This window comes from Microbacterium sp. P5_B6, from assembly GCF_056400345.1.
Map to the genome: position 1 here is coordinate 161,943 of NZ_JBFULL010000003.1, position 23,873 is coordinate 185,815.

The 23,873-nt window shown below is 69.9% G+C and carries 22 protein-coding genes, 1 tRNA gene and 1 other RNA gene; 11 read left to right on the forward strand and 13 right to left on the reverse strand.

The window, feature by feature from the left end; all coding sequences use genetic code 11:
• Window positions 1-20 precede the first annotated feature (20 nt).
• The 4 genes from AC1DP3_RS05735 to pta form a co-directional block, all read right to left on the reverse strand.
• Window positions 21-2,537, reverse strand: a complete 2,517-nt coding sequence (locus AC1DP3_RS05735; RefSeq protein ID WP_477292179.1) for a glycoside hydrolase family 65 protein — start codon at window positions 2,535-2,537, stop codon at window positions 21-23.
• Window positions 2,534-3,262, reverse strand: coding sequence for an HAD family hydrolase (locus AC1DP3_RS05740; RefSeq protein WP_477292180.1), 729 nt, complete (start codon window positions 3,260-3,262; stop codon window positions 2,534-2,536). The genes AC1DP3_RS05735 and AC1DP3_RS05740 overlap by 4 nt, the downstream gene beginning before the upstream one ends.
• A gap of 155 nt (window positions 3,263-3,417) precedes the next feature.
• A complete protein-coding gene (locus AC1DP3_RS05745) occupies window positions 3,418-4,659 on the reverse strand; it encodes an acetate/propionate family kinase (RefSeq protein WP_477292181.1) in 1,242 nt (413 codons plus the stop codon).
• Window positions 4,656-6,800: a phosphate acetyltransferase gene (pta, locus tag AC1DP3_RS05750; RefSeq protein WP_477292182.1), complete on the reverse strand. Its 2,145-nt coding sequence runs from the start codon at window positions 6,798-6,800 to the stop codon at window positions 4,656-4,658. Before pta ends, AC1DP3_RS05745 begins: the two co-directional genes overlap by 4 nt.
• A gap of 91 nt (window positions 6,801-6,891) precedes the next feature.
• Between pta and AC1DP3_RS05755 the strand changes: the two genes are divergently transcribed.
• Window positions 6,892-7,554, forward strand: coding sequence for an NUDIX domain-containing protein (locus tag AC1DP3_RS05755; RefSeq protein ID WP_477292183.1), 663 nt, complete (start codon window positions 6,892-6,894; stop codon window positions 7,552-7,554).
• A gap of 32 nt (window positions 7,555-7,586) precedes the next feature.
• On the opposite strand, the gene ffs is transcribed toward AC1DP3_RS05755, so the two are convergent.
• Window positions 7,587-7,683: signal recognition particle sRNA small type (gene ffs, locus AC1DP3_RS05760), an RNA gene on the reverse strand.
• Window positions 7,684-7,836: 153 nt separating this feature from the next.
• Here ffs and AC1DP3_RS05765 point away from each other — a divergent pair.
• From AC1DP3_RS05765 to AC1DP3_RS05795, 7 genes are all read left to right on the forward strand, one after another.
• Window positions 7,837-8,853 (forward strand): AAA family ATPase, encoded by a 1,017-nt coding sequence (locus AC1DP3_RS05765; RefSeq protein WP_477292184.1) that lies wholly within the window; start codon window positions 7,837-7,839, stop codon window positions 8,851-8,853.
• Between the two features lie 42 nt (window positions 8,854-8,895).
• Window positions 8,896-10,143, forward strand: coding sequence for a DUF58 domain-containing protein (locus AC1DP3_RS05770; RefSeq protein ID WP_477292185.1), 1,248 nt, complete (start codon window positions 8,896-8,898; stop codon window positions 10,141-10,143).
• On the forward strand, window positions 10,130-12,460 hold the full coding sequence (locus AC1DP3_RS05775; protein ID WP_477292186.1) for a transglutaminase TgpA family protein: 2,331 nt from the start codon (window positions 10,130-10,132) through the stop codon (window positions 12,458-12,460). The genes AC1DP3_RS05770 and AC1DP3_RS05775 overlap by 14 nt, the downstream gene beginning before the upstream one ends.
• Before the next feature lie 72 nt (window positions 12,461-12,532).
• Window positions 12,533-12,617 (forward strand) — tRNA-Ser (locus AC1DP3_RS05780).
• 182 nt (window positions 12,618-12,799) lie between these two features.
• Window positions 12,800-14,311, forward strand: a complete 1,512-nt coding sequence (locus tag AC1DP3_RS05785) for a glycosyltransferase family 39 protein (RefSeq protein WP_477292187.1) — start codon at window positions 12,800-12,802, stop codon at window positions 14,309-14,311.
• A 52-nt stretch (window positions 14,312-14,363) separates the two neighbouring features.
• The gene (locus AC1DP3_RS05790) at window positions 14,364-14,855 is read left to right on the forward strand and encodes a DUF2231 domain-containing protein (RefSeq protein WP_477292188.1); all 492 of its coding nucleotides are present in this window, start codon (window positions 14,364-14,366) and stop codon (window positions 14,853-14,855) included.
• A gap of 119 nt (window positions 14,856-14,974) precedes the next feature.
• Window positions 14,975-15,625 (forward strand): UdgX family uracil-DNA binding protein, encoded by a 651-nt coding sequence (locus AC1DP3_RS05795; RefSeq protein WP_477292189.1) that lies wholly within the window; start codon window positions 14,975-14,977, stop codon window positions 15,623-15,625.
• 51 nt (window positions 15,626-15,676) lie between these two features.
• On the opposite strand, the gene AC1DP3_RS05800 is transcribed toward AC1DP3_RS05795, so the two are convergent.
• The gene (locus tag AC1DP3_RS05800; protein WP_477292190.1) at window positions 15,677-16,558 is read right to left on the reverse strand and encodes a hypothetical protein; all 882 of its coding nucleotides are present in this window, start codon (window positions 16,556-16,558) and stop codon (window positions 15,677-15,679) included.
• Between the two features lie 71 nt (window positions 16,559-16,629).
• On the reverse strand, window positions 16,630-16,794 hold the full coding sequence (locus tag AC1DP3_RS05805) for a hypothetical protein (protein ID WP_477292191.1): 165 nt from the start codon (window positions 16,792-16,794) through the stop codon (window positions 16,630-16,632).
• Between the two features lie 328 nt (window positions 16,795-17,122).
• Between AC1DP3_RS05805 and AC1DP3_RS05810 the strand changes: the two genes are divergently transcribed.
• Together AC1DP3_RS05810 and AC1DP3_RS05815 are read left to right on the forward strand one after the other, a co-directional pair.
• Window positions 17,123-17,611: a Dps family protein gene (locus AC1DP3_RS05810; protein ID WP_477292349.1), complete on the forward strand. Its 489-nt coding sequence runs from the start codon at window positions 17,123-17,125 to the stop codon at window positions 17,609-17,611.
• Window positions 17,612-17,668: 57 nt separating this feature from the next.
• Window positions 17,669-18,445 (forward strand): alpha/beta fold hydrolase, encoded by a 777-nt coding sequence (locus AC1DP3_RS05815; RefSeq protein ID WP_477292192.1) that lies wholly within the window; start codon window positions 17,669-17,671, stop codon window positions 18,443-18,445.
• Between the two features lie 12 nt (window positions 18,446-18,457).
• Here AC1DP3_RS05815 and AC1DP3_RS05820 read toward each other — a convergent pair whose 3' ends face one another.
• Together AC1DP3_RS05820 and AC1DP3_RS05825 are read right to left on the reverse strand one after the other, a co-directional pair.
• The gene (locus AC1DP3_RS05820; RefSeq protein ID WP_477292350.1) at window positions 18,458-19,162 is read right to left on the reverse strand and encodes an NUDIX hydrolase; all 705 of its coding nucleotides are present in this window, start codon (window positions 19,160-19,162) and stop codon (window positions 18,458-18,460) included.
• 74 nt (window positions 19,163-19,236) lie between these two features.
• On the reverse strand, window positions 19,237-19,914 hold the full coding sequence (locus AC1DP3_RS05825) for an NUDIX hydrolase (RefSeq protein WP_477292193.1): 678 nt from the start codon (window positions 19,912-19,914) through the stop codon (window positions 19,237-19,239).
• Between the two features lie 542 nt (window positions 19,915-20,456).
• Between AC1DP3_RS05825 and AC1DP3_RS05830 the strand changes: the two genes are divergently transcribed.
• On the forward strand, window positions 20,457-21,350 hold the full coding sequence (locus AC1DP3_RS05830) for an aggregation-promoting factor C-terminal-like domain-containing protein (RefSeq protein ID WP_477292194.1): 894 nt from the start codon (window positions 20,457-20,459) through the stop codon (window positions 21,348-21,350).
• 1 nt (window position 21,351) lies between these two features.
• Here AC1DP3_RS05830 and AC1DP3_RS05835 read toward each other — a convergent pair whose 3' ends face one another.
• From AC1DP3_RS05835 to AC1DP3_RS05850, 4 genes are read right to left on the reverse strand one after another with little or no spacing between them, the layout of a single operon-like run.
• A complete protein-coding gene (locus AC1DP3_RS05835) occupies window positions 21,352-21,771 on the reverse strand; it encodes a hypothetical protein (RefSeq protein ID WP_477292195.1) in 420 nt (139 codons plus the stop codon).
• 44 nt (window positions 21,772-21,815) lie between these two features.
• A complete protein-coding gene (locus AC1DP3_RS05840; RefSeq protein WP_477292196.1) occupies window positions 21,816-22,667 on the reverse strand; it encodes an anti-sigma factor in 852 nt (283 codons plus the stop codon).
• Window positions 22,654-23,211, reverse strand: a complete 558-nt coding sequence (locus AC1DP3_RS05845) for an RNA polymerase sigma factor (RefSeq protein ID WP_477292197.1) — start codon at window positions 23,209-23,211, stop codon at window positions 22,654-22,656. Before AC1DP3_RS05845 ends, AC1DP3_RS05840 begins: the two co-directional genes overlap by 14 nt.
• The gene (locus AC1DP3_RS05850; protein ID WP_477292198.1) at window positions 23,208-23,849 is read right to left on the reverse strand and encodes a class F sortase; all 642 of its coding nucleotides are present in this window, start codon (window positions 23,847-23,849) and stop codon (window positions 23,208-23,210) included. The genes AC1DP3_RS05845 and AC1DP3_RS05850 overlap by 4 nt, the downstream gene beginning before the upstream one ends.
• Window positions 23,850-23,873: the final 24 nt, after the last annotated feature.

Below are 23,873 nucleotides of genomic sequence, written 5' to 3' on the forward strand. Positions count from 1 at the left end.
CATCCCGGCGGCCCTCCTGATCACGCGTCCACGGGCTGGTCCGGGGCATCGGCGAGCTCGCCGATGACCGGGATCGTTGTGGTCACCGTGGGCACGGATGCCGACAGCAGCGTGCCGTCCTCGCGACGGACGTCCTCGAACTGGCGGATCGTCGGGCGGCCCGAGAGGACCGGACCCTGATCCACGAGCGGCACGACCACCTCTTCGCCCGGAGTGACGGTGAAGGTCTCACCGCGAACGCCGAACTCGACGGCGGCGGGACCCGACGCCGCGACCCGCAACTCACGCCGCGTCACCGAGATGTCGAGCTGGGTGCCGTGCCACTGCAGCGCGAAGGCGAGCTCGTCCCACGACGCGGGGAGCCGGGGATCGAACGTCAGGTTGCCGAAGTGATCGCGCATCCCGCCGAATCCCGACACCAGCGCCGTCCACACCCCGCCGGCGGAGGCGACGTGCACACCGTCCGCGGCGTTGTGGTGGAGGTCGCCCAGGTCGACGAACGCCGACTGCAGGAAGTACTCGAGGGCGAGGTCCTGGTAGCCGACCTCCGCCGCGAGGATCGCCTGCACGACGGACGAGAGTGTCGAGTCGCCGGTGGTCAGCGGGTCGTAGTACTCGAAGTCGGCGAGCTTCTCGTCGGGGGTGAAGTGATTGCCCTGGAGGAACAGGGCGAGCACGACGTCGGCCTGCTTGAGCACCTGGTACCGGTAGATGACCAGCGGGTGGAAGTGCAGCAGCAGCGGACGCTTGTCGGGCGGGGTGTGCTCGAGGTCCCAGATCTCGCGCTCGAGGAACACCGCATCCTGAGGATGGATGCCGAAGGCCGCGCTGTAGGGGATGTGCATCGCCTCGGCGGCGCGCTCCCATGCCTCGGTCTCGTCGGGGTCGAGGGCCAGGCGATCGACCATCAGCCGGTACGCCTCGGGCTGCTCGTCGGCCATCTGCCGGACGCTCCGCGCGGCGAAGCGCAGGTTGAAGCGCGCCATGACGTTGGTGAACAGGTTGTCGTTGACGACGGTGGTGTACTCGTCGGGACCCGTCACCCCGTGGATGTGGAACGATTCGAGGCTGTCGTCGCTCGTGCGCCAGAACCCCAGCGTGGTCCAGAGCCTGGCCGTCTCGACTGCGATGTCGATGCCCTCGCGATAGAGGAAGTCGACGTCGTTCGTCGCACGCACGTACTTCGCCAGCGCGAAGCTCACGTCGGCGTTGATGTGGTACTGCGCGGTGCCCGCGGCGTAGTACGCGGATGCCTCTTCGCCGTTGATGGTGCGCCAGGGGAAGAGGGCTCCCGCCTCGTTGAGCTGGAAGGCGCGCCGCCGAGCGGCGGGAAGCATGAGATACCGCATGCGCAGGGCGTTCCTCGCCCACTGGGGGGTCGTGTACATGAGGAACGGCAGGACGTAGATCTCGGTGTCCCAGAAGTAGTGGCCGCTGTAGCCCGAGCCCGAGACCCCCTTGGCGGGGACCCCCTGCCCGTCGGCGCGTGCCGCAGCCTGCGCGAGCTGGAGCAGGCACCAGCGCGTCGCCTGCTGCAGGGCGTCGTGTCCCGCGATGCGGATGTCGGAGCGCTTCCAGAACGCGTCGAGCCACGCCCGCTGCTCGGCGAAGACGGCGTCGATGCCGACGGTCAGAGCGCGGTCGAGCGTGCGGCGGCACCGGTCGACGAGCTCGCGCGCGGGCACGCCGCGGGACGTGTGGTAGGCCACGAGCTTCGTGACGCGGATCGGCACGCCCGCTTTGGCCTGCACGCGGAAGACGTTCTTGGCGATGTCGGGCTCGATCATCCGGCGCGCGGAATACTCGTTCGCGGTCTCGATCCGGTGGTCGGCGGCCACGGCCAGCGTCATGCCCGACTGGGAGGTGCGGTACGACAGGGCGGAGCGCATGTCCTCCTGCCAGTACTCCTGCGGGTCGAGTACCCGCTCTTGGATCTTCTCCGTCTTGCGGGGGTCGAACCCGCCCTTCTTCGAGGGCGGCGGCGACCCGCCGTAGACGTCCTCGCCGTCCTGGCGATTCAGGATCTGGCAGTTCACCGTCACGGCGGCGTCCGCGTTCAGCACCGTCACCTCGACCCGCATCACGGCGAGGTGCTTCTCTTCGAACGAGACGAGGCGCTCGAAGTCGATCCGCACCTCTTTGCCCGAGGGCGTCACCCAGGTCAGGCCGCGGCGGAGCACGCCCTCGCGCATGTCGAGCGACCGCTCGTACTCGCGCACGTCAGCCACGTCGAACGACAGGGGCTCGTCGTCGACGTACACGCGCATGATCTTCGCGTCGGGTGCGTTGATGATCGTCTGGCCGACCTCGGCGAAGCCGTAGGCCTGCTCGGCATGGCGGATGAGGAACGTCTCGTGGAACCCGTTAATGAACGTGCCGTGCTCGTGGGCATGACGCCCTTCGGGCTGGTTGCCGCGGAGGCCCAGATAGCCGTTGCCGACGGCGAAGAGGGTTTCGCTGACTCCCGCCTCGGCGATGGAGAACGACTTCTCGACGAGCCGCCACGGGTCGACGGGAAAGCGATCGCGGTCGATCATGGCACGAGCTCCTGGAGGTCCTGGACGACGATGTGGGCACCGGCTGCGCGGAGATCATCGGCACCGACTCCMCGGTCCACGCCGATGACGAGGCCGAAGCCGGCCGCAGCCGCGGACTTGACGCCGCTCAGGGCGTCTTCGACGGCGGCGCTGCGGGCGGGCTCGACGCCCAGCATCCGGGCCCCCTCGAGGAAGACGTCCGGTGCGGGCTTGGAGGCGTGATCGTCGCGCTCGGCGATGACGCCGTCCATCACGACGGGGAAGCGATCGCGGATGCCGGCGACCTGAAGCACCTCTTCGGCGTTCTTCGAGCTGGACACGACGGCGATCGGGGTGCCCGCGGCCTGCAGGACGTCCAGCAGCGCGACAGAGCCGGGATACGGCTGGATGCCGTCGCCGCGCAGCACGCGGGAGAAGACGGCGTTCTTGCGGTTGCCGATGCCGCAGACGGTGTCGGTCTCGGGGGCGTCCGACGGCTCGCCCCACGGCACCTCGACATCGCGGCTGTGCAGCAGGCTCGCGACGCCGTCGTAGCGCTTCTTGCCGTCGAGATATTCGAAGTAGTCGCGCTCGGTGTACGGGGGCTCGAGGCCCCACGCCGTGAAGAGCTCCTCGAACATCGTCTGCCACGCGTGCATATGCACTTCGGCGGTGGGCGTCAGCACGCCGTCGAGATCGAAGAGCACGGCGTCATAGCCGGTCAGATCGGGCAGTGCAGTGGGCACAGAACCTCCTGGCGAACGATACGGGTGTCGGTGTGACCGGCTCTTCGTCGCGCCGTCCTGCAAGCGTAGTCGGCCCGCGCGGGCAGCAGGAATGACGTCGCAGAGTGGACATCGAACGGATGCCTGATGCCGCCGCCGTCGGCCTCCGCAGAGGCTCAGGCGGCGGCTGCCGTGGCAGCAGCGTCGAGCGCCTGCCGGGCGATCTCGAGCTCCTCGTTCGTGGGGACCACGAGCACCGTCACGGCCGAGGAGTCAGCGGAGATCACGCGGATGCCGCGCTCGCGCGCCTCGTTGCGCTCAGGGTCGAGCTCGACACCGGCGAACCCGAGGGTCGCCAGGGCGCCGGCCCGCACGAGCGGGGAATTCTCACCGACGCCGGCGGTGAAGGCGATGACATCCGCGCCCCCCAGCTCAGCAAGGTAGGCGCCGGCGTAGGAGCGGAGCCGATGGAGGTAGACCTCGAAGGCGAGGATGGCCGCAGCATCCCCCTGCTCGACCCGTTCTTCGATGTCGCGCATGTCGGAGACGCCGGCGAGTCCGAGCAGTCCGCTGCGCCGGTTCAGGAGCGTGTCGAGGTCGTCGATCGACATGCTCGCGCGCCGCGCCAGGTGGAACAGCACCGCGGCGTCGATGTCACCGGAGCGGGTGCCCATGACCAGTCCCTCGAGGGGCGTGAGTCCCATCGAGGTGTCGACGGACCGACCGCCGTCCACCGCTGTGACGGATGCGCCGTTGCCGAGATGGAAGACGATCTGCTTGAGCTCGGCGAGGGGCCGGCCGAGGAATGCGGCGGCGGCCTCCGAGACGAACTTGTGCGACGTGCCGTGGAAGCCGTAGCGGCGCACGCGGTGCGCCTCGGCGAGCTCGCGGTCGATCGCGTATGTGTAGGCCGAGGGCGGAAGCGTCTGATGGAACGCCGTGTCGAAGACGGCGACGTGCGGCAGCGCCGGAAACGCCGCCTTCGCGGCCTTGATCCCCTGCAGCGCACCCGGGTTGTGCAGTGGCGCGAGGACCGAGAGCTCATCGATGTTGATCTCGACCAGGGGGGTGATGAGGGTCGGCTCGAAGAAGCGCGCCCCGCCGTGGACGACACGATGGCCGACGGCCACCGGGGCACGGTCTTCGAGAGACGGACCGTGCTCGGCGAAGGCGTCGAGCATGACCTTGAACCCCGCGGTGTGGTCGGGGATCGGCAGCTCCCGCGTGTACTTCGCGTCCGTCGCCGTCACGGACGCTTCGCCCTCGCCGGCGACGAAGTGCACCTTGTGCTGCGAGTCTCCGACGTCCTCGCCGATGCGCTCGACCAGTCCCGATGCCAGCACGGCCTCGGCATCCATGTCGATGAGCTGGTACTTGAACGAGGACGATCCGCTGTTGACGACCAGCACGACACTCATCGGGATGCCTCTCCCTGGGCCTGGATCGCCGTGATGGCGATCGTATTGACGATGTCGTCCACGAGCGCGCCGCGGGACAGGTCGTTGATGGGCTTGTTGAGCCCCTGCAGGACGGGCCCGATGGCCACGGCGCCGGCCGACCGCTGCACCGCCTTGTAGGTGTTGTTGCCGGTGTTGAGGTCGGGGAACACGAACACCGTCGCACGGCCGGCGACATCGGAGCCGGGCATCTTGGCTTTCGCGACCGCCGCATCAGCGGCGGCGTCGTACTGGATCGGACCCTCGACGAGCAGCTCGGGCGCCCGCTCGCGGACGAGCGCGGTGGCCTCCCGCACCTTCTCGACGTCCGCTCCCGTGCCCGACTCCCCCGTCGAGTACGACAGCATCGCCACGCGCGGCTCGATGCCGAACTGCTGGGCGGTGGCGGCGGAGGACACCGCGATATCGGCGAGCTGGGTGGCCGAGGGGTCGGGGATGACGGCGCAGTCGCCGTAGACCAGCACGCGGTCGGCGAGCGCCATGAGGAAGACCGAGGACACCACCGAGACGCCGGGCTTCGTCTTGATGATCTCGAAAGCCGGGCGGATGGTGTGGGCCGTGGTGTGCGCAGCGCCAGAGACCATGCCGTCGGCGAGCCCCAGGTGAACCATCAGCGTCCCGAAGTAGGAGACGTCCGTGACGCTGTCGGCGGCCTGCGCATAGGTGACGCCCTTGTGGGCGCGGAGGCGCTCGTACTCGTGCGCGAAGGTGTCGACGTGCGCGGCGTCGAAGGGCGACAGGACCTGGGCCGCCCCGATGTCGATGCCCAGCTCCAGCGCCCGCCCGCGCACCTCGGTCTCGTCACCGAGGATGGTGAGGTCGGCGATGCCGCGCGAGAGCACGGTGGCGGCGGCGCGGAGGATGCGATCGTCGTCGCCCTCCGGCAGCACGATGTGCTTGCGATTCGCCCGCGCGCGGTCCATGAGCCCGTACTCGAACATGAGCGGCGTCAGGACGGTGGCCTTCGCGAGCCCGAGAGAGCTGACCAGCGCCTCGGTGTCGACGTGGGTCTCGAACATCGCGAGCGCCGTGTCGTAGCGGCGCTGCGAGCCGGCGGCGAGTCGCCCGCGCGTCGACATGACCGTCAGCGCGGTCTCATAGGTGCCGAGGTCGGTTGAGAGGATCGGAAGCGTCACCCCCAGGCCGTCGATCAGCCGGTCGATGTCGTCGGGGAGCGGGAAGGGGCCGTTGAGCACGATGCCGGAGAGCGACGGGAAGGTGCCCGACCGATGCGCCAGGAGCGCGGCGAGCAGCACCTCGGTGCGATCCGCCGGAATGATGACGAGCGAGCCCTCGAGCAGACGGGGCAGGGCGTTGACCATCGACATCCCCGCGATCACCACCCCGAGGACCTCGCGGGACAGCAGCTCGTCATCGCCCTTCGTGAACGTGGCGTCGAGAGTGCGCATGACATCGCGCACCGCGGGCGCGACCAGGAGGCGGTCTTCCGGCAGAGCCCACACCGGAAGCCTGCCGTCCGGCGAGGGGCGCTCGGGCAGGTGCGCGGCGTCGACGACGGACTGGACCGTGGCGACGGAGTCGACCAGCACCTCCGGGTCCACCCGGTTGGCGATCACCGCGAGGAGCCCCGCGCGCCCGTTCACGAGCTCGGTGAGTGCGAGCGAGGCGATCTGGCCGAGCTCGCCGGGGGTGCGGGCGGGTGAGGTTCCGAGCTCCTCCCCCTGCCCCGCGCGGCCGCTCAGAACGAGCAGGACGGGAGCGCCGAGGTTGGCCGCGATGCGCGCGTTGTAGCCCAGTTCGGCGGGACTTCCGACGTCGGTGTAGTCGCTGCCCACGATCACGACCGCGTCGCACAGCCCCTCGACGGCCTTGTACCGCTCGATGATCCTCACGAGCGCGGCATCCGGATCACGGCGTACATCGTCGTAGGTGACGCCGACGCACAGGTCGTAGTCCAGGTCGACGCCGTCGTGGTCGAGCAGCATCTCGAGCACGTAGTCGCGCTCCGCCGTGGAGCGCGCGATGGGCCGGAAGACCCCCACTCGCGCCGTCGCGCGGCTCAGCGCATCGAGCACCCCCAGCGCGATCGTCGACTTGCCTGAGTGACCTTCGGCCGAGGTGATGAAGATGCTCTGCGCCACGAGGCCCACTCTATGGGCGGGCCGGATGCTGCGACCAGAGCGCCCGCCGGCTGTCACAGGACGTTCATCCTGCATCGCTAGGCTCGCGATCATGCCTCCGACTCCGGGCCTCGACGTCCCCGACCACCGCGGCCGGACGGGCCTGGACCGCACAGGTCTGGATCTCGACCGCAACCCGAACGTGCACGTGAGGGATGTCGAACTGCTGGCCTCCGCGTGGCACGTGCTGCGCAGGACCACGCTCGAGTACACGGACGCCACCGGCACCGTCTCGACCCAGCAGCGCGAGACCTACGACCGCGGCAACGGGGCGACCGTGCTGCTTTACGAGCCCGATCAGCGCACGGTCCTGCTGACGCGCCAGTTCCGCTACCCGGTCTACGTCAACGACCACCCCGACGGGATGCTCGTCGAGACGGCCGCCGGGCTGCTGGACGACGACGACCCCGAGACCGCGATCCGCCGCGAGGCTGTTGAGGAGACCGGCCTGGAGATCGGCGAGCTCCAGCACGTGTACGACGTGTACATGAGCCCGGGCTCGGTGACGGAGCGCATCCACTTCTACGCGGCGCCCTTCACGGCGGCGGCCCGCCTGAACGACCGTGCCGGACTCGCCGAGGAGGGCGAGGACATCGAGCTGGTCGAGCTCGGCATCGACGAGGCGCTCCAGTGGATCCGCGACGGCCGCATCCAGGACGCGAAGACGATCATGCTGCTGCACTGGGCGGTGCTCGAGGGCCCGTTCGCGCGGTAGTCCCGCCGCGTCGCGTCACCGGCATCCGGGCATGAAAAGACTCTCCGCGCACCCGGCAGAGCCTGGTTACCCTTGCTACGTTTCCGTCCTGGGGGAGTTGGCCTGGATGCCGCCGCGCGGAGAGCTGTGAACAGTCTACCCGTCCCACGACGTGTCGATGTCAGCCGGGTATCAGCGCACGGGCTGTTCAGGCCCTTCCCAGCCCTGTGCTATTGAGGCGCGGCTAGGATCGATCGAAGGGCGACGATGCCCCGTCGCGACAGTGGAACCCGAGGGAATCGCATGACCGAAACGGCGACGACGGATGCCTTGACAGCCGATGCGATCGCGCTCGACGCAAGCGGATTCGCCCGTGCGACCGACGACATCCTCGCCTCGATCGGCAGTGTCATCGACGGAAAGCCGGATGCGGTGCGGTCCTCGCTCGTGTGCCTGCTCGCGGAGGGGCATCTGCTCATCGAGGACGTCCCCGGCGTCGGCAAGACGATGCTGGCGAGGGCACTTGCCGCCACGGTCCACGCGACGGTCCGGCGCATCCAGTTCACCCCGGATCTGCTCCCCGGCGACGTCACCGGCGTGAGCGTCTTCAACCCCCTGGAGCGCGAGTTCGAGTTCAAGCAGGGCGCGATCTTCGCCAACATCGTGATCGCCGACGAGATCAACCGGTCGTCCCCCAAGACCCAGTCCGCCCTGCTCGAGGCCATGGAGGAGCAGCAGGTCACCGTCGACGGGCACTCCCATCTCCTGCCGACGCCGTTCCTCGTCGTGGCGACCCAGAATCCCCTCGAGATGGAGGGCACGTACGCCCTCCCCGAAGCGCAGCGCGACCGCTTCATGATGCGGATCTCGATGGGGTACCCCGACGCCAGGTCCGAGGCGCTCATGCTGCGGCAGCGCGACTCCGTCAACCCGCTCGAGGCCATTCGCGGCGTCGTCACGGCTGCCGAGGTCTCGGCGCTCATCGCGTGGGCGCGCGCCGTGCACGTGGCTCCCACGATCGAGGACTACGCGGTCGCGCTTGCGCAGGCGACCCGCAGCCACTCGGATCTGCGGCTGGGGGCCAGCCCCCGCGCGACGCTGCAGCTGGTGCGGGCGGCGAAGGTGTGGGCCGCTCTCGACGGCCGCGAGTTCGTCATCCCCGATGACATCACCGCCCTCCTCATCCCCGTCTTCGCGCACCGCCTGATCCCCACCCGCTCGGCGGGCGGCTCACGGGCGCGCTCGGGAGCCGACGCCGTGACCATGATCCTCGAGCGGATCGCGCAGAGCGTGCGCGTGCCGATCGCCGCCCGACCCTGAAGTCCGGACCGACATGCCCGCCCGAATCGCCGTGAGGTCGTCATGAGACGGCTGTGGCCACTCACTGCCCGGGGCACGGGTGCGCTCGCCCTCGGCGTCGGCTGCTTCATCCTGGCGAACGAGATCGGCGTCGTCGAGCTGATGTACTTCGGGATGCTGCTTCTCGGAGTGCTTGCGGCCGGCTGGGTGTCTCTGCGCCTCGTGCGGCGCACCGACCGCGTCTCGCGCTCGCTCTMCCCCGACATCGGCACCGTCGGACGCACCTCGACGGTGATCGCCCGGCTCGGCGTGCGGTCGCCGTTCGCGATGTCGCCCGGCACCTGGGAGGACGGGCTTCCCGTGGGAATCGACGGCACGGCCCGAGGCGCCTTCCCTGCCGTCGGCTCCGGCTTCAGCGGCGCGGAGAAGGTGCTCGAACTCGAGTACACCATCACGGGCGCCCGGCGCGGCATCCACTCCCTCGGCCCCCTCACGGTGACCTCGACCGACCCGTTCGGGCTGACCCGGCGGAGGACCGTGTTCAGCGACCACACGAAGGCGACCATCGCCCCCGCCGCCATTGAGCTCTCGCCGCTCACCAACCTGCTCGGCGATGCGGGCGGAACACTCCATTCGCAGACCAACCACCTCGGTCAGGGCGCTGACAATCTCGTCGCGCGTCCGTACGCTCCCGGCGATTCGATGCGCCGGATCCACTGGCGGGCTTCCGCGCACCGCGGCGACCTGATGGTGCGCCAGGAGGAGCAGGAGTCCACCCCGGATGCCGTCGTCATCCTCGACAGGGGCGTGCTGCGCTACTCCGCCGACGCCATGAGGGCCACCGGAGCGGATGCCGGGTTCGAGGCCGCGGTCTCGGTCGCGGTGTCGGTCATCGCCCGGCTGGTGCACGACGGCTACGCGGTCGACATCATCGACTCGGACGGCACGCCGCTGGCTGAGCGCATCGAGGGCGGCGACACGACCGCCGTCGAGGACGTCCGCACGCACTTCGCTGCTCTGACGGCCCGGCGCGACGATCACCTCGTCGCGCTTCCCAAAGTCTTCCACGGCGTCATGACGGGCCCTGTCATCCTGATCGTCGGGCGACTGGACCGAGCGGATGCCGAGGCCCTCGCACCGGTCGTCCACCACAGCTCGCTGCCGATCCTGTTCGCGGTGTCCCCCTCCCGTGACGCCCTCGACCGGGCCTTCGACGTCGGGTGGCATGCGGCATCCATCGCTCCGGAGAGCGACCTCGCGAGCACCTGGACGGCTGTCGTCGAGCGAGGAGTGAGTCGTGCGTTCCGCTGAGCGCGTGCGCGCCGAAGAGTCGCCTACCTCGGCGGCCGCGCCGCGTCGACCCGCGGACGACCGGGACCTCCGCCGCCCGCCTGATCTCGGGCTGACGATCGGCGTCCTCATCGCCATCGTGGCCGCCCTCGTGCCCGTCACGGGCGTCATCCGCCCGTGGCCGTGGCTCCTGGGAGCGGCGCTGCTGTCGGCGACGGTCCTCGCCGTCGGGTATGTCGCACGCCGCCATCGACTCCCGGCGGTGGCGGTGAGCCTGCTCGAGGCCGCCGCCTGGGCCCTCGCGCTGACTTTCGTGTTCTTCCGCGACACAGCGCTCCTGTGGATCATCCCGACCCCCGCCACTGTGCGCGCGGTCGGTGAGTCCCTCACCGAAGCGTCGAACGAGATCGCACTCGGCGCCGCACCGCTGGAAGCGGGGGCCGGACTGGCGTTCCTCATCGTCGGCGCCACCGCGCTGCTCGCGATCATCATCGACCATGTCGTCCTGACGGCCCGGATGCCGCTCCTCGCCGCCGTCGGGTTGATTGCGGTGTCGCTGATCCCCTCCATCGCGGTGCCCCGCGGCGTGGACGTGGCGGCCTTCGTGATGCTCGCGGGGGCGGTGCTCTACCTGATCCGGGCCGAGACGCGCACGCGCGAGCCGAAGGCGGACCGCGCGGGATCCCGCTCCGCAGGCGCCACCGCCACCGCCCTCGGAATCGGCGCGGTCGCCGTGATCGTCGCGATCGTCTCGGCCCCGCTCCTTCCGCAGCCCTCTGTGCAGCCGGGAGCCGGCGGTATCGGGACCGGTCCGGGCATCGACGTCTCCCTGCAGCTCGGGGACGACCTGCGCAGACCTCGCGAGACGGTCGCCCTCACCGTGCGCTCGACACTCCCCGGAGCGCCCTACCTGCGTGCGGCGACGCTCTCGCACTTCGACGGCGGGCTCTGGGAGCCCGATCACGGGCGCTCTGTTCCGCTCGCGAGCGAACTCGCCCTCAGCGAGGTGGAAGTCGCGACGGATGTCCGGGTCAGCGAGTACACGACGACCGTGGAGGTCAAGGATCTCGTCTCACCCTGGCTGCCGGTGCCGTACCCCGCTGTGGGGGTGTCCGGACTGGAGGGCGAATGGGATGCCGTTCCCTTCAACCGCACGGTGCTCAGCCGCCAGTCCACGACCTCCGGGCAGCGCTACGAGGTCGTGACCCATGTGCCGAGGCCCTCTCTCGAGCAGATCGAGGCCGCCTCCTCGAGGGACTCCCAGATCACGGACGAGACGCGGGACCTGCCGGGCGGGATGCCGCCGATCATCGCCGAGACGGCAGCCCTCGTGACGGAGGGAGCCGGGAGCGACTACGAGTCCCTCGCGATGCTTCAGCGCTGGTTCCGCAGCACCGGCAACTTCCGGTATTCCCTGGACTCCCCGGTCGAGGATCGCTTCGACGGCAGCGGCGCGCAGGCGGTCGCGCGGTTCCTCGACGTGCGCGAGGGCTATTGCGTCCACTTCGCTTCTGCCTTCGCACTGATGGCGCGGACGCTCGGGATGCCGTCCCGCATCGTCGTCGGATATCTCCCCGGAACCGCGACCACGGACGAAGTGGATGGTCAGACGCTCTACCAGGTCGCCAGCAGTCAGCTGCACGCGTGGCCCGAAGTGTACTTCCAGGGCATCGGGTGGATCGCGTTCGAGCCGACCGTGGGGCTCGGGACGCCGACGAGCTTCTCCCCCGCCGCGACGCTGGGCGACAATGCCGGGCAGGGCGAGGACGTCGAGCCGGCTCCCTCCGCGTCAGCATCGGCACTTGACCCCCGGGCGGACGAGGACATCCCCGACCAGGGCGCGGCAGGTCCGGGATTCTCGTCGACGACCATCAACCCGCTCCCCGTGTTCGGCATGGTGATCGCGGGGCTCGCCGCTCTGGCGATTCCTGCGCTCCTTCAGGGCGCCCGCACGCGGCGGCTCCTGCGTGCCGCCCGGCAGGGCGACGCTGTCGCGGCCTGGACGGTGGTGCAGGATGCCGCGATCGACCTCGGCATCCCCGTTCCGGCAAGCGATTCTCCGCGGTCGCTCGGCCATCGCCTGATCCATGCCCACGGGGCTCCGCTCGAGGCCACCACCCGCCTGGTGAGTGCGATCGAGCGCGCGAGCTACTCCTCCGTAGGCAGGACTGCCGCCGACGCCTCGATGGCAGATGCCGCCGCGGCCGTGCGGGCGGGGCTCCTCGCCGAGCTCCCCTCGGGCAGACGCGCCCTTGCAGTGCTCGTCCCACGCTCGCTCGTCATCCGTCCCGGCTCCGTCTACGCCGGCGCGGGGGCCCGGGCGTCTGCGACGCGCTGACAAGCGTCGAGCGCCCACGGTTCGGCGGCCCACCCCGCACCAGGTAGAATGTCCTTCGGCCCTTGGGGCCTAGGAGGATTCGCCTAGTGGCCTATGGCGCACGCTTGGAAAGCGTGTTGGGTGAAAGCCCTCGGGGGTTCGAATCCCCCATCCTCCGCACCGAGATGCCTCGCGACGTATGTCGCGAGGCATCTTTCGTCTCTGCGGCGATCGTTTCCCGATCGCGGTGATGTTTCCTGTGAGGTTTCTCAGTCTGGGCGTCGTCGGCCCGATGCTCTTCAGATGTTCGCCCGTCATCGTGATACCGGCCGGCGGTCGACCAGGATGCGGGGTGCGAGGGTGTCGCAACTCGATTACGAGATCACAGCCGCACCGGCTGACCGTGTTCAGCGCGGCGATCGCTCCGCGCTGATCCTCGGGGTGGTCGGCGGAGTGATCGGGTTCGCAGGATCGTGGGTGCCGTCGTACTGGGGTGACGAAGCAGCCAGCGTCATGTCCGCCACCCGGACATGGCCGAGCCTCGGAGAGATGCTGGCGCACGTCGACGCCGTTCACGGTCTCTACTACGCGCTCCTTCACGTATGGGTGGGCACGTTCGGGCCGTCCGAATTCGCGACGCGCGCCCTCAGTTCGGTCGCAGTGGGCTTCATGGTGGCCGGAACGGTCGTGCTGGTGCGCGAGTTCGGAACCGCTCGGATGGCGGTGCTGACCGGCATCCTGTCGGCAGCCCTGCCCCGCACCACATACATGGCCACCGAAGCGCGCTCCTACGCCCTGGGAGCGGCAGCGGCGGTCTGGGCCACTGTGCTTCTGGTGAGGGTGCTCCGCGGCTCCCCTGCGCGCAGCCGGTGGTTCGGATATGCCGCGGCGATGGCGCTGTGCATGTATGACTTCCTCTATCTCGGGCTGCTGCTGCTCGTGCACGGACTTTTCGTCGTGGTGCTGCACCGCCGGGAAGCGCAGCGGTGGGCACGGGCGGCGGGGATGTCGCTGCTGCTGGCGCTCCCGATCATCGTGGCGGGCTATCGGGAGCGACGGCAGATCAGGTTCCTCGAGCGACGTCACTACGCCACCGCCGCACACGTTCTCACCAAGCAGTGGTTCGGGTATCCGCTTCTCGCGGCTGCCGCGTGGCTCGTGATCGTGTGCGCGCTCGTCTGGCTGGTCGCCGCAATCCGTCGGAGTCGCGCCAGGGACGAGGGGTTGATCGCCCTCACACTTCTCGCGGTCTTCTGGCTCAGCATCCCCACAGCCGTGCTCCTTGTCGCAGATGCCACCGTCGCCCCGGTGTACAACGTCCGCTACCTTTCGTTCTGCGCACCGGCAGCGGCCATTCTGCTGGCGGTGGGCGTGCGGGGTCTTTCGCGCGTGACGTGGCCTGCTCGTCGCGGTGCTGTGACGGCAATGGTGTGCGCGGTGCTGATCGGCAGCGCCCCGGCGTACGTCGGGCAGCGCACGCCATGGGCGAAGGACGGGGGCAGCGACTGGAGGGCCGTGGCCGACTATGTGCAGGCGAACGCGGCGCCCGGCGCCGCCGTCGTCTTCGATCAGTCCACGAAGCCCTCACGGGATCCGCGGATCGCGCGGGATCTCTACCCCCGCGCCTTCGCCGGTCTGCGGGACATCGCCCTCGAAGCGGCCTATGAGAGCCGGACGCACCTGTGGGATCGGACGGCGCCCAACGCGCAAGCGGTGTCCCGCCTCGACGGCGTGGGCGATGTGTGGGCCGTGGAGCTCACCACGAGCACCGACAGGCCCGCCGACATCGCCCTGCTCGAGCACCTGGGCTACGAGCTCGAGTCATCCCACCTCGTTCACCGCACCACGGTGTACCACCTGGTCGAGGAGTGAGCCGATGGCCCTCCGAACCGCCATTCCAGACCCACCACTCATGAGGAGCACGATGTTCGACACCATTTTCGGTCTGCCACTTCATCCCCTCGTCGTCCATGCAACGGAAGTCCTCGTTCCTCTCGCCGCAGCGTTCGTGGTCCTCACCGCCGCCTGGCCGCGCTTTCGCCGTTGGTCCGGCTACCTGACGCTCGGCCTCACGCTGGTCGCGCTGGTGCTCGTACCGATCTCGAAGGAGTCCGGTGAGGCGCTGGAAGAGCGTGTGAGTGAGAACGCACTCATCGAGAGGCACGCCGAGCTCGCGGACGGCCTCTTGCCGTGGGTCATCGGGCTCGTCGTCGTGGCCGCAGCGCTGCTGTGGTGGAACCTCCGAGAAAGGCGGGCGAGCGCCTCCGCCTCATCCGAGCACGACGCGAAGGCCGGTCCGCGATGGATCGCCATCACCCTGATCGCCCTCGCCCTGGTCGCAGCGGGCGGAACGACGGTGCAAGCGGTTCTCATCGGCCACAGTGGAGCGACCGCCGTGTGGTCAGGAGAAATGTGACACCTCCCATCGGTGAGGAATGCGGCGCGGCCGCGGAGTCCTCCCGGAGACAGCGAAGTGCGCGGGTCCTCCCATGCAAGGGGGTGGGCGGGCGCAGATTCGACTCGTAACGTCCTCGCATGGCCAAGGCGACGAAGGGTGACGATCGTCCGGGCGCCGACCGGTGGGTGCCGCCCGGAGCGGATCTCGATGCCCTCCGGAGGGCGGCCGAGAAGTGTCGCGGCTGCGAGTTGTGGCGCGACGCGACGCAGGTCGTGTTCTCCCGTGGATCAGCGGGCGCGCCCATCATGATCGTCGGCGAGCAGCCGGGCGATCGCGAAGACAGCACGGGCGAACCGTTCGTCGGGCCCGCAGGGCGCCTGCTCGCCGAGGCGATCGAGGCCGCTGGCATCGATCCACGAGACACGTACGTGACGAACGCCGTGAAGCACTTCCGCTTCGAGCGCCGCGGGAAGCGACGCATCCACGAGAAGCCCGCCGTCGGCCACATCGTGGCATGCCATCCCTGGCTGGCAGCGGAGATGGATGCTGTGCGGCCCGGGGTGATCGTGGCACTCGGAGCCACCGCCGCCCACTCCCTCCTCGGCAGGACCGTGAAGATCGGGGAAGTCCGCCGCGTCGTGCTCGAGGCCCCCGATCCCGCGGGGACTCCAGTCGTGGTCACCGCGCATCCGTCCAGCATCCTGCGCCTGCGTGACGATGCTGAGCGTCGTGCGGCGTTCGATGCCCTCGTCGACGATCTCCGTCTGGCCGCGGAATTGCTGGAATGAGGAGCGCTCGCCGGCCTGCGGGGAACCCGATCCCGCTCGTCGCTCCCCCGCTCAGCGCCGCCGCTCGCTCCATGCCGGCGGCTGAGAGGCCCACGCGGCCGAGCGCTCGTCGCGCTCGCTGATGAGGGCCGCGAGCCTCAGGCGCGCCAGCGCCTCCTTCCGGACGGTGCGGATTCGGGCGGCGTCGCCCTGCATGGCTTCGGGACCGGCGATCGACCACCACCGGTCGAGGGCGTCGAAGACCTCCGCCGCATCCTGCGGATCGAGGAGGTCGCCGGTGAGCCGGGCGACCCCGGTCTGACGGCCGGAGCGATCGGCCTGGAACGCGTGGAACCAGAGAATGATCGCGGCGACACCGGCGCATGCCAGCATCGTGAGGCCCGCCGTCTGCGGAAGTGCGCGGTACGTGTCGACCTCACTCCATCGGAAGATCACCACGCCGGCCGCGGCCAGCAGCCACAGCATCCCGAAGATGAGGTGGATCACCGCCGGAGCGCGCGACCCCCAGAGCGACCCGTTCGCGCGGCGCGGCTCGAGCCACCACAGCAGCGACACGGAGACGACGGCAAGGATCCCGGCGGGCAGCAAGGCGTCCTGCAGCGGAAGCGGACTGCTGCGGGGGGTGGCGATCAGCGCCACGGCGATCGTGCCGAGGACGAACGCCGCCCCCAGCGCTGCGCGATGCAGGTCCGTCGATGTCCGCACTCTCGCCGCCACCGGATCGCGTCGCTCATTGGCCGCCCGGACCGCGTCCGCCCGAGCGCGCTCGTGATCGGCGCGCATCCGGGGATCGGACGCGAGCACAGCGACTCGCCATGCATCCTCGAGGGCCGCACGGGCGTCGGGATAGTCGGCGTCGAACAGGATGAGGTCAATCCGCCCCAGGGTGCGCTCGTTCAAGCCCGTCGCGGGGCGGTGTCCGGCTCCGGCCATCGTCTCCTCCTCGCACCTCGTCGGGAGTCCGGCTGCTGCCCGCGGTGCTCGGGGAGGAGCGCGGCGCGGGGTCAGTGCCGACTGTGGTCGCCGAGGTCGGGCTTCGCCCTCAGCACGTCGGCGATCTCCTCCTCGGGACGGGGCGCGACATTCTCGTCGTCCTCGAGCTCGGGGACGGAGGACTCATCGGGGCCGGGAACATGGCGGTGAGAGGAGTGTTCGTCGGGTGTGCTCACATCGAATCCTTCCGGTCCGCAGCACCCTCAGCGTATGCCGGTTCTGCTCCCGGGTCGCCTGGTTCCGCGCACGGGAATCCGACGACCCCGACTCCTCGGCGGCGGTCGCGATGCCGGCCAGGGCCGCATACACGCATCATGCGCGACTCTCAATCCCCGGGATGCGGAGCATGGGGCGTCGTAGCGTCGAGGCATCCCACGATCGAAAGGTGAAGTCATGGCTGCCAACGCGACCAAGAACAGTGCCCCGAGCAAGAACAGCACCTCGAGCACGACGGCCGGCTCGACCGCCGCGAAGAACCGCCGCCGGCCCGCCAAGAGCGGTGCCATGCTGACGAACGAGCAGAACGCCGAGAGCGGCTTCCGTGCGACGGAGTCACTCAGCGACAACCTCCAGAAGGTGCTCGTCGACCTCATCGAGCTGGCGAGCCAGGGCAAGCAGGCGCACTGGAACGTCGTCGGCAAGAACTTCCGCGACACGCACCGGCAGCTCGACGAGATCATCGAGGCTGCCCGCGAGTTCAGCGACACGATCGCCGAGCGCATGCGCGCACTGCACGCGCTCCCCGACGGGCGCAGCGACACGGTCGCCGAGACGACGACGCTTCCCGAGCTGCCGCAGGGCGAGATCGACACCGCCGAGGTCATCGACCTGGTGACCGAGCGACTCGAAGCGGTGATCGGCACCTGTCGCGATGTGCACGACGACGTCGACGACGAGGATCCGACGAGCGCCGACATCCTGCACGCGATCCTCGAGTCGCTCGAGCAGTTCGCCTGGATGGTGAGCGCCGAGAACCGCACGCCCGTGCGCTGAGCGAAGGCTCTCGGGCGGCTCTTGTCGCGTGTCGGTGGGTCGTGATTGTGTGACGACATGGATGCTGCGACCTCCGCCGACGGAACCCGGATCGCCTACGACCAGCGGGGCGACGGCCCCGCGGTCGTGATCGTCAACGGAGCGCTTTCGCTCGCCGCCGACGCGGCGGGGATTGCGGATGCGCTCGCGGAGGCCGGCTTCCGCGCCGTGACCTGGGACCGGCGTGCGCGCGGATCGAGCGGCGACCGCCGCGGTTCGACGCCCGAGGACGAGGTCGCCGACCTCGCCGCTGTCATCGAGGCAGTCGGCGGGGAGGTGATCGTCCTCGGGCACTCGTCCGGGGMGGTCCTCGCGCTCTTCGCCGCTTCGCTCGGCGTTCCGGTCCGTGCACTGTTCCTCTCCGAGCCCCCGTTCCGCTTCGGCGTCGACGAACCTGCGGCGGATCTCGCCGACAGGCTGCAGCGCCTGGTCGACGAGGGGAAGGGCGAGGATGCCGTCGCCACCTTCCAGATCGAGGGGGTCGAGCTGCCGCGCGAGATGGTCGAGGCCGGCCGCGCCAATGGGCAGCTCGCGTCGCTCGCGCCGCTGGGCCAGTCAACGGTGTACGACGTCGCCTTGACCCGGCAGGTTTCTGTGCCCACTCCGCAGATGCTCCGCGTCGCGCCACCCGTGACCGTGATCCGGGGCGAGCAGACCTTCCCCATCCTCGTCACGGCGGCGGATCGGCTCACCGAGTCGATGCCCCACGCCGAGCTCGTCATCGTCCCGGAGTCGGTCATGCATCGACCCGACCCCGTCGCGACGGCGCGTGTCGTGCGCCAGCGCGTGGTCTGAGAGCGATCGCGGCTAGCTCGGGAGGGCGAGCGGCAGCTCGCGGTCGTGGTCCCACGGCTCGGTCCACCCGAGCTGATCGAAGAGCGCGTCCAGCAGCATCCCCGTGAATCCCCAGACGAGGTGATCACCGGTCTCGTGCCCAACCAGGAAGCCGGGCCCACGCCACTCCTGGCCGTCGCGGCGGATCAGCGTGACCCCGCGATGGGCGGGGTTCAGCAGGTCGGCGACCGGCGCCCGGAACACGGCGGAAGACTCCGCTTCATCGACGACATGCACGGGGGACGGATGCCGCCACCACCCGAGCACCGGCGTCACCACGTGCAGCGAGTAGACGAGGGGAACGTCCGCCAGGGCCCCCAGCACTTCGACCCCCGAGGGATCGAGCCCCGTCTCCTCCTGCGCCTCCCGCAGCGCGGCTGCGACCGTGTCGTCGTCTGTGGGGTCGACGCGACCGCCGGGGAAGGCGACCTGGCCGGGGTGCGACCGCAGCGTGGAGGCGCGAGCGAGGAGGAGCACATCCAGATCGCGGGACACGGCGTCGTCGCGGGCATCGCGGTCGGCCGACAGCGAGTCGAGCACGCCGAAGAGGAGCAGCACCGCGGCGGGGCGGGCATCCGGGACTGCCGGCAGGTCGATGAGCGGCCGGCCCTCCCCTGCGGCCGCGCGTCCGGCGAGGGCTGCGAGCTGCGCCCGGGCGCTCGAGGAGGTCGACGGCACGCGCACGTGATCAGGCTACGCGTGCGAGGCGACGTCCTCGGCCGACTGGCACAGGATGTAAGGAGTCGCGGGGGTCACGGGCGGGGGGCGGTGGCAGCGTCTCGCTCCGCCGTCCGGTACAGCTCGGCGGGGCGACCTCGGCCCTCGCTGAACAGATCACCCGTCGGCCGAAGGCCGGGCAGCATCGACCTCCGGAACGTGTCGGGCAGCAGCGGCTCGCCCTGCACGGCCTCGTGCACCTGGCGGAGGCGCCGCATCGTGAACGGCTGCTCGAGCAGCCGCGAAGGATCGGGCGAGCGTCGGTAGTCCTCACGCAGAGCGTCGACGGCGAAGGCCACGATCTCGGCGTGGTCGTACGTCAGCGCCGGCAGCTCGTCGACGGGGACCAGCTGGGTGCGGTCCCTCAGCGGCAGCTGACGAACCGGCACGACGTCATAGTGCGCGACGCTCAGGACCCAGCCGCGGTCATCGCGGTCGGGCTCGTCGAACACGCGCAGCTGGCGAGGCTCGAGCCCGTCCACCCCCGCCTTCTCGCGCAGCGATCGCAGCGCTGCCTCCGCCAGCCGCTCGCCGGGATGGACGAAAGTGCCGGGCAGGCGCCAGTGCGGGGGGCCGCCGCGCACGGCATCGTTCGTCAGGGTCAGCAGCACGCTCAGGCGCGATTCGCGGAGGGTCAGCACCGCGGTGTCGACGGCGACGGACGGCCGGACGTATTCCTCGAGTGCGCGGCCGGCGCTGTCGCGGTAGGTCACGAGGGGATTTTACGCCGGTCTGCGTCAATACGCGCAGAAGCCGGCTGCAGCCGGTGCATCCGCGGTGCTGCGAACGACCCGGGATGGGCGCCCGGGAAGGGACGGATCCTCCGCCGACGCACGGTGCTCAACGTCGGCGCGATCCCTGTCTACGACTGGCCGGCGAAGACGCGCGCAGACCATTTCGCCGAGGGCGTGAGGCCGTTCGAACCGCTCGAATTCCCCGCGTGGGCACGTGTCCAGGACGGGCCGATCCGGGTCGGCTGCAATGGGAGCGAGAGCGGCCGCACCCAGGTAACGTTCAGATAACGTCCAGAAAAGACATGCAGGATCAGGGTTTTGTATCCGCAAAGCGGCTGCGACGCGTCTATCCGATGGCGCGAACGACTGATACGGAACCCGAATCTATGCGCTCCAGCTCGTCTTCCACGCCTACTCGCAGAACCCAGAGAAACGTCGAACGTCGTGCCCGTCGCCGCCCCGCGATCGTCGCTGGCGGCATCGCCGCTGGGCTTCTCACGGCAGTGGGATTCGCGGGAGCCGTGCCCGTCTCCTATGCCTCGGCATCGGGGACCTATCCGACCTTCGCGCTCGCCTCGTACAGCACGACCGCCGTACCCACTCCGGTCGTCGCGGAGGTGGCACCGGATGCTGTCACCGCTGACGCCCGCCAAGTCGTCGCCGCCGCTGATGCGTCCGTCGCCGCCGCCGCGGCCGTCTCGTCCGATGTCGCGGCGTCCGGCCTCCCGGTCAACGCACCCACGACCTCCGTCGACGCGACCGCCCTCACCGAGGCCGCCGACCGGCTCGAGCTCGGCATCGGGCACCTTCCGGACGTCATGCTCCCTGACGTCGCGGACGACGTGAGCGAGCTCGCCACCTCCGTCGACGAGCAGGTCGCCAGCCTGCGGGGCGCCCTCGACGCCGCGATCGCGCTCAAGGCCCAGCAGGAGGCCGAGGAGAAGGCCCGCAAGGAGGCGGAGGAGAAGGCGCGCCAGGAAGCTGCCGCGGCCGCTGCCGCCGCTGCCGCCAAGGCCGCTGCTCCCGCTGCCCCCAAGGCCGCCGCGCCGGCACGAAGCACCTCTGCCCCGTCCGTCCCGATCCCCAGCGGCAACGGGAACGGCGATAACAGCCCGGCCGGCGCACAGGCGTACGCGGCATCGCGCTTGGGGGCGTACGGCTGGGGAAGCGACCAGTTCGGGTGCCTCGTGTCGCTCTGGAACAGGGAGTCGGGCTGGAACTACCAGGCCTACAACCGCGGCAGTGGCGCCTTCGGCATCCCGCAGGCACTCCCTGGCAGCAAGATGGGCAGCGCCGGAGCCGACTGGCAGACCAACGCCGCCACCCAGGTCAACTGGGGCCTCGGGTACATCTCAGGTCGCTACGGCAGCCCCTGCGGCGCGTGGGGTCACTCGCAGTCGACCGGCTGGTACTGATCTACGGCTCGACCGCTTGACGCCACAGTTCGTGAAGCCGGCGGTTCGCCTCGGCGGAGATCCGGTTCCCGGAACGGAACTGGAACCGCCAGGCGACTTCCGGCACGACGACCTCGAGGATGTCGCGCGGGACGCGGTCGCTCTCGACCACGAGCGAGTCGAACGCGACGTCGACGAATCTCGCGGTGCGCGTGGGATCGGCGAAGTGCACGTCTTCGTAGGTGTCGGTCAGCACCAGGCCGTGCCCGATGATGCCGTGTGATCCGCCCTGCCGCAGCAGCCAGGCATCCGTTCCCGGGTCGACCGCACGCCGTGACCCGACAGACCATTGGGTGACGTACGGCGTCCCACGCGTCACGCTGTCGACGACGGCGGCATAGGAGCCGGGCCACTCATCCCACAGCCCGGGGTTCCAGCCCATGATGACCCCTTCGCCGGGTCCGGGCGGCCGCGGTGCTCTGCCCGTCACACGAACTCCAACTGCCCCCGCACGATGGAGTCGCCGGAGTGCGTCGGGTCGCCGTCGATGGGCTCGAACGAGATGTCGACCAGGTCGTACTCGGAGAGGTCCACGCCTTCGGGTATCGGGAACGAGCCGGAGCTCCCCTGGAGGACGCCCACGCTGATGAGGGCGGCGCCGTCGTTGCGGATGAGCCACACCTCGCGATAGTCGTCAGCGTCGACCTCGCCTTCCAGGGTGACGGTGAGGGTACGAGTGCCGTCGCGGCCTTCTTCGACCTCGGCGGTCCCCGCTGCTTGGGGGTGCGAGGGGAACGCCTCCAGCGCAGCCGTCGCGATGGGGCTGGGCGCGAGGCGCCCGATCCCGACCCAGAGCCCCGCGCCGACCACGAGAATGAGCGCGACCGAGGCCGCGAGAGCCCACAGCACTCCCATCGAGCGGCGGCGGCGTGTTGCGGGTGCGGGTGACGCGGGTGCGGGTGACGCGGCGACAGCGGCAGCAGGCGGGTCCGCGGCATCCGGAGCGCCATCGCGGGTTGACTGCCAGGTCGCGCGGTGATCCACGGGCACGTCGGCATGCCCGCCGCCTTCGGTCCTCTCCGAGCCGGCGTCGTGCATCGGGGATGCGACGGGGGGGCTCAACGCGAGCTCTTCGGCGATCCGGTCCCACACGCGCGCAGGCGGCACGTCGAGCTCGGCCTCGTCCATGGTGGAACGCGCGACGAGCACCGCGTGAGACATCTCGGCGACCTCCGCCGTGCACTGCGGGCAGGACTCGAGATGCTCGCGCTCATCGGTGGAGGCAACGGGCTCCCCCAGCGCGATCAGGGCGAGCTGTTCCGGGTCAAGGTGTGACACCAGTCACCTCCAATCGGTTGCGCATGCGGATGAGACTTCGTCTGATGTGGCTCTTCACGGTACCCAGCGGCATATCGAGTCGGCGCGCGATCTCCTCGTGAGTGAGATCGTCGAAGAAGGCCAGCCGCATGACCGCCTGGGCGTCGGGTTCGAGCTGCTGCATCTCGTTCGCGACGAGCAGCGACTCCGAGAGATCCGGCGGCTCGCGTACCAGGTCGTCGGGGCGCGTCACGCGCTCCATCTCCGCCTGAAGTGCGCGGATCTTGGCGCGCGATTCGTGCATGTCCGCGATGCGCCGGCGGGCGATCGCGACGAGCCAGGTCGACAGACGCGCCTTCGATGAGTCATAGCTCGCGCGCGAGGTCCACGCCGAGACGAAGGTGCGCTGTGTGACGTCCTCGGCGTCGCCGCGGTCGCCGAGCGATCGGAGGGCGAGCGTGAAGACCACCGGCGACCAGCGCCGGTACACCTCGGCGAGCGCCCGCTCGTCGCCCGCCACGAAACCCTCGTTGAGGAGGGCCTCGGCGTCCTCGGGTTCATTCACTGCGGCCTCGCAATCGCCACCACGTTATCTCGATAGTGCCCTGTCGCGCTGTCGAACGGGCCGCCGCACGTGATGATCACGAGTGCGGGGTCGCCCTCTCGCGCGAACAGGTCGGATGTCGGCAACGCGGTCTTCTCGTAGAGATCAAGCGACTCGACGACGAAAGTCCGTGTCGATCCGTCCGCGCCATCGAGGGTCACCACTGCTCCTGGGCCGATGTCCCGCAGCCGCGCGAGCGGGCCGATCGAGTAGTCCGGGGCATCCACGTGCGCGGCGACCACGATGTGGCCCGCGGTGGCGGCGGCATCCGGACCGTATCGGTACCAGCCTGCGACGGCGGGATCCCTCGGGAGCTGCATCTGACCGTTGGCTTCCACACCCACTCCGGTCACGGGCATGTCGACCCCGACCGAGTCGATGCGCAGCCTGCGGGGCTCGATGGGGGTCGTTGCGGGCGCAAGCTGGGCCGGGGCGACGGGGACCTGCACGAGAGGCGTGGGTGAGGCGGTGCGCGAGGGCAGGGATGCGGGGGAAGAGGGCGTGGGGCTCGGCCTCCATTCCCCCGCATCTGACGGCGTGCACGCCACAAGACACGCCGCCAGGCACGCCGCGAGCGCCGTGCCGATGAGGGTGGCCATCGCCACTCCGTCCCGGGCGTGCAC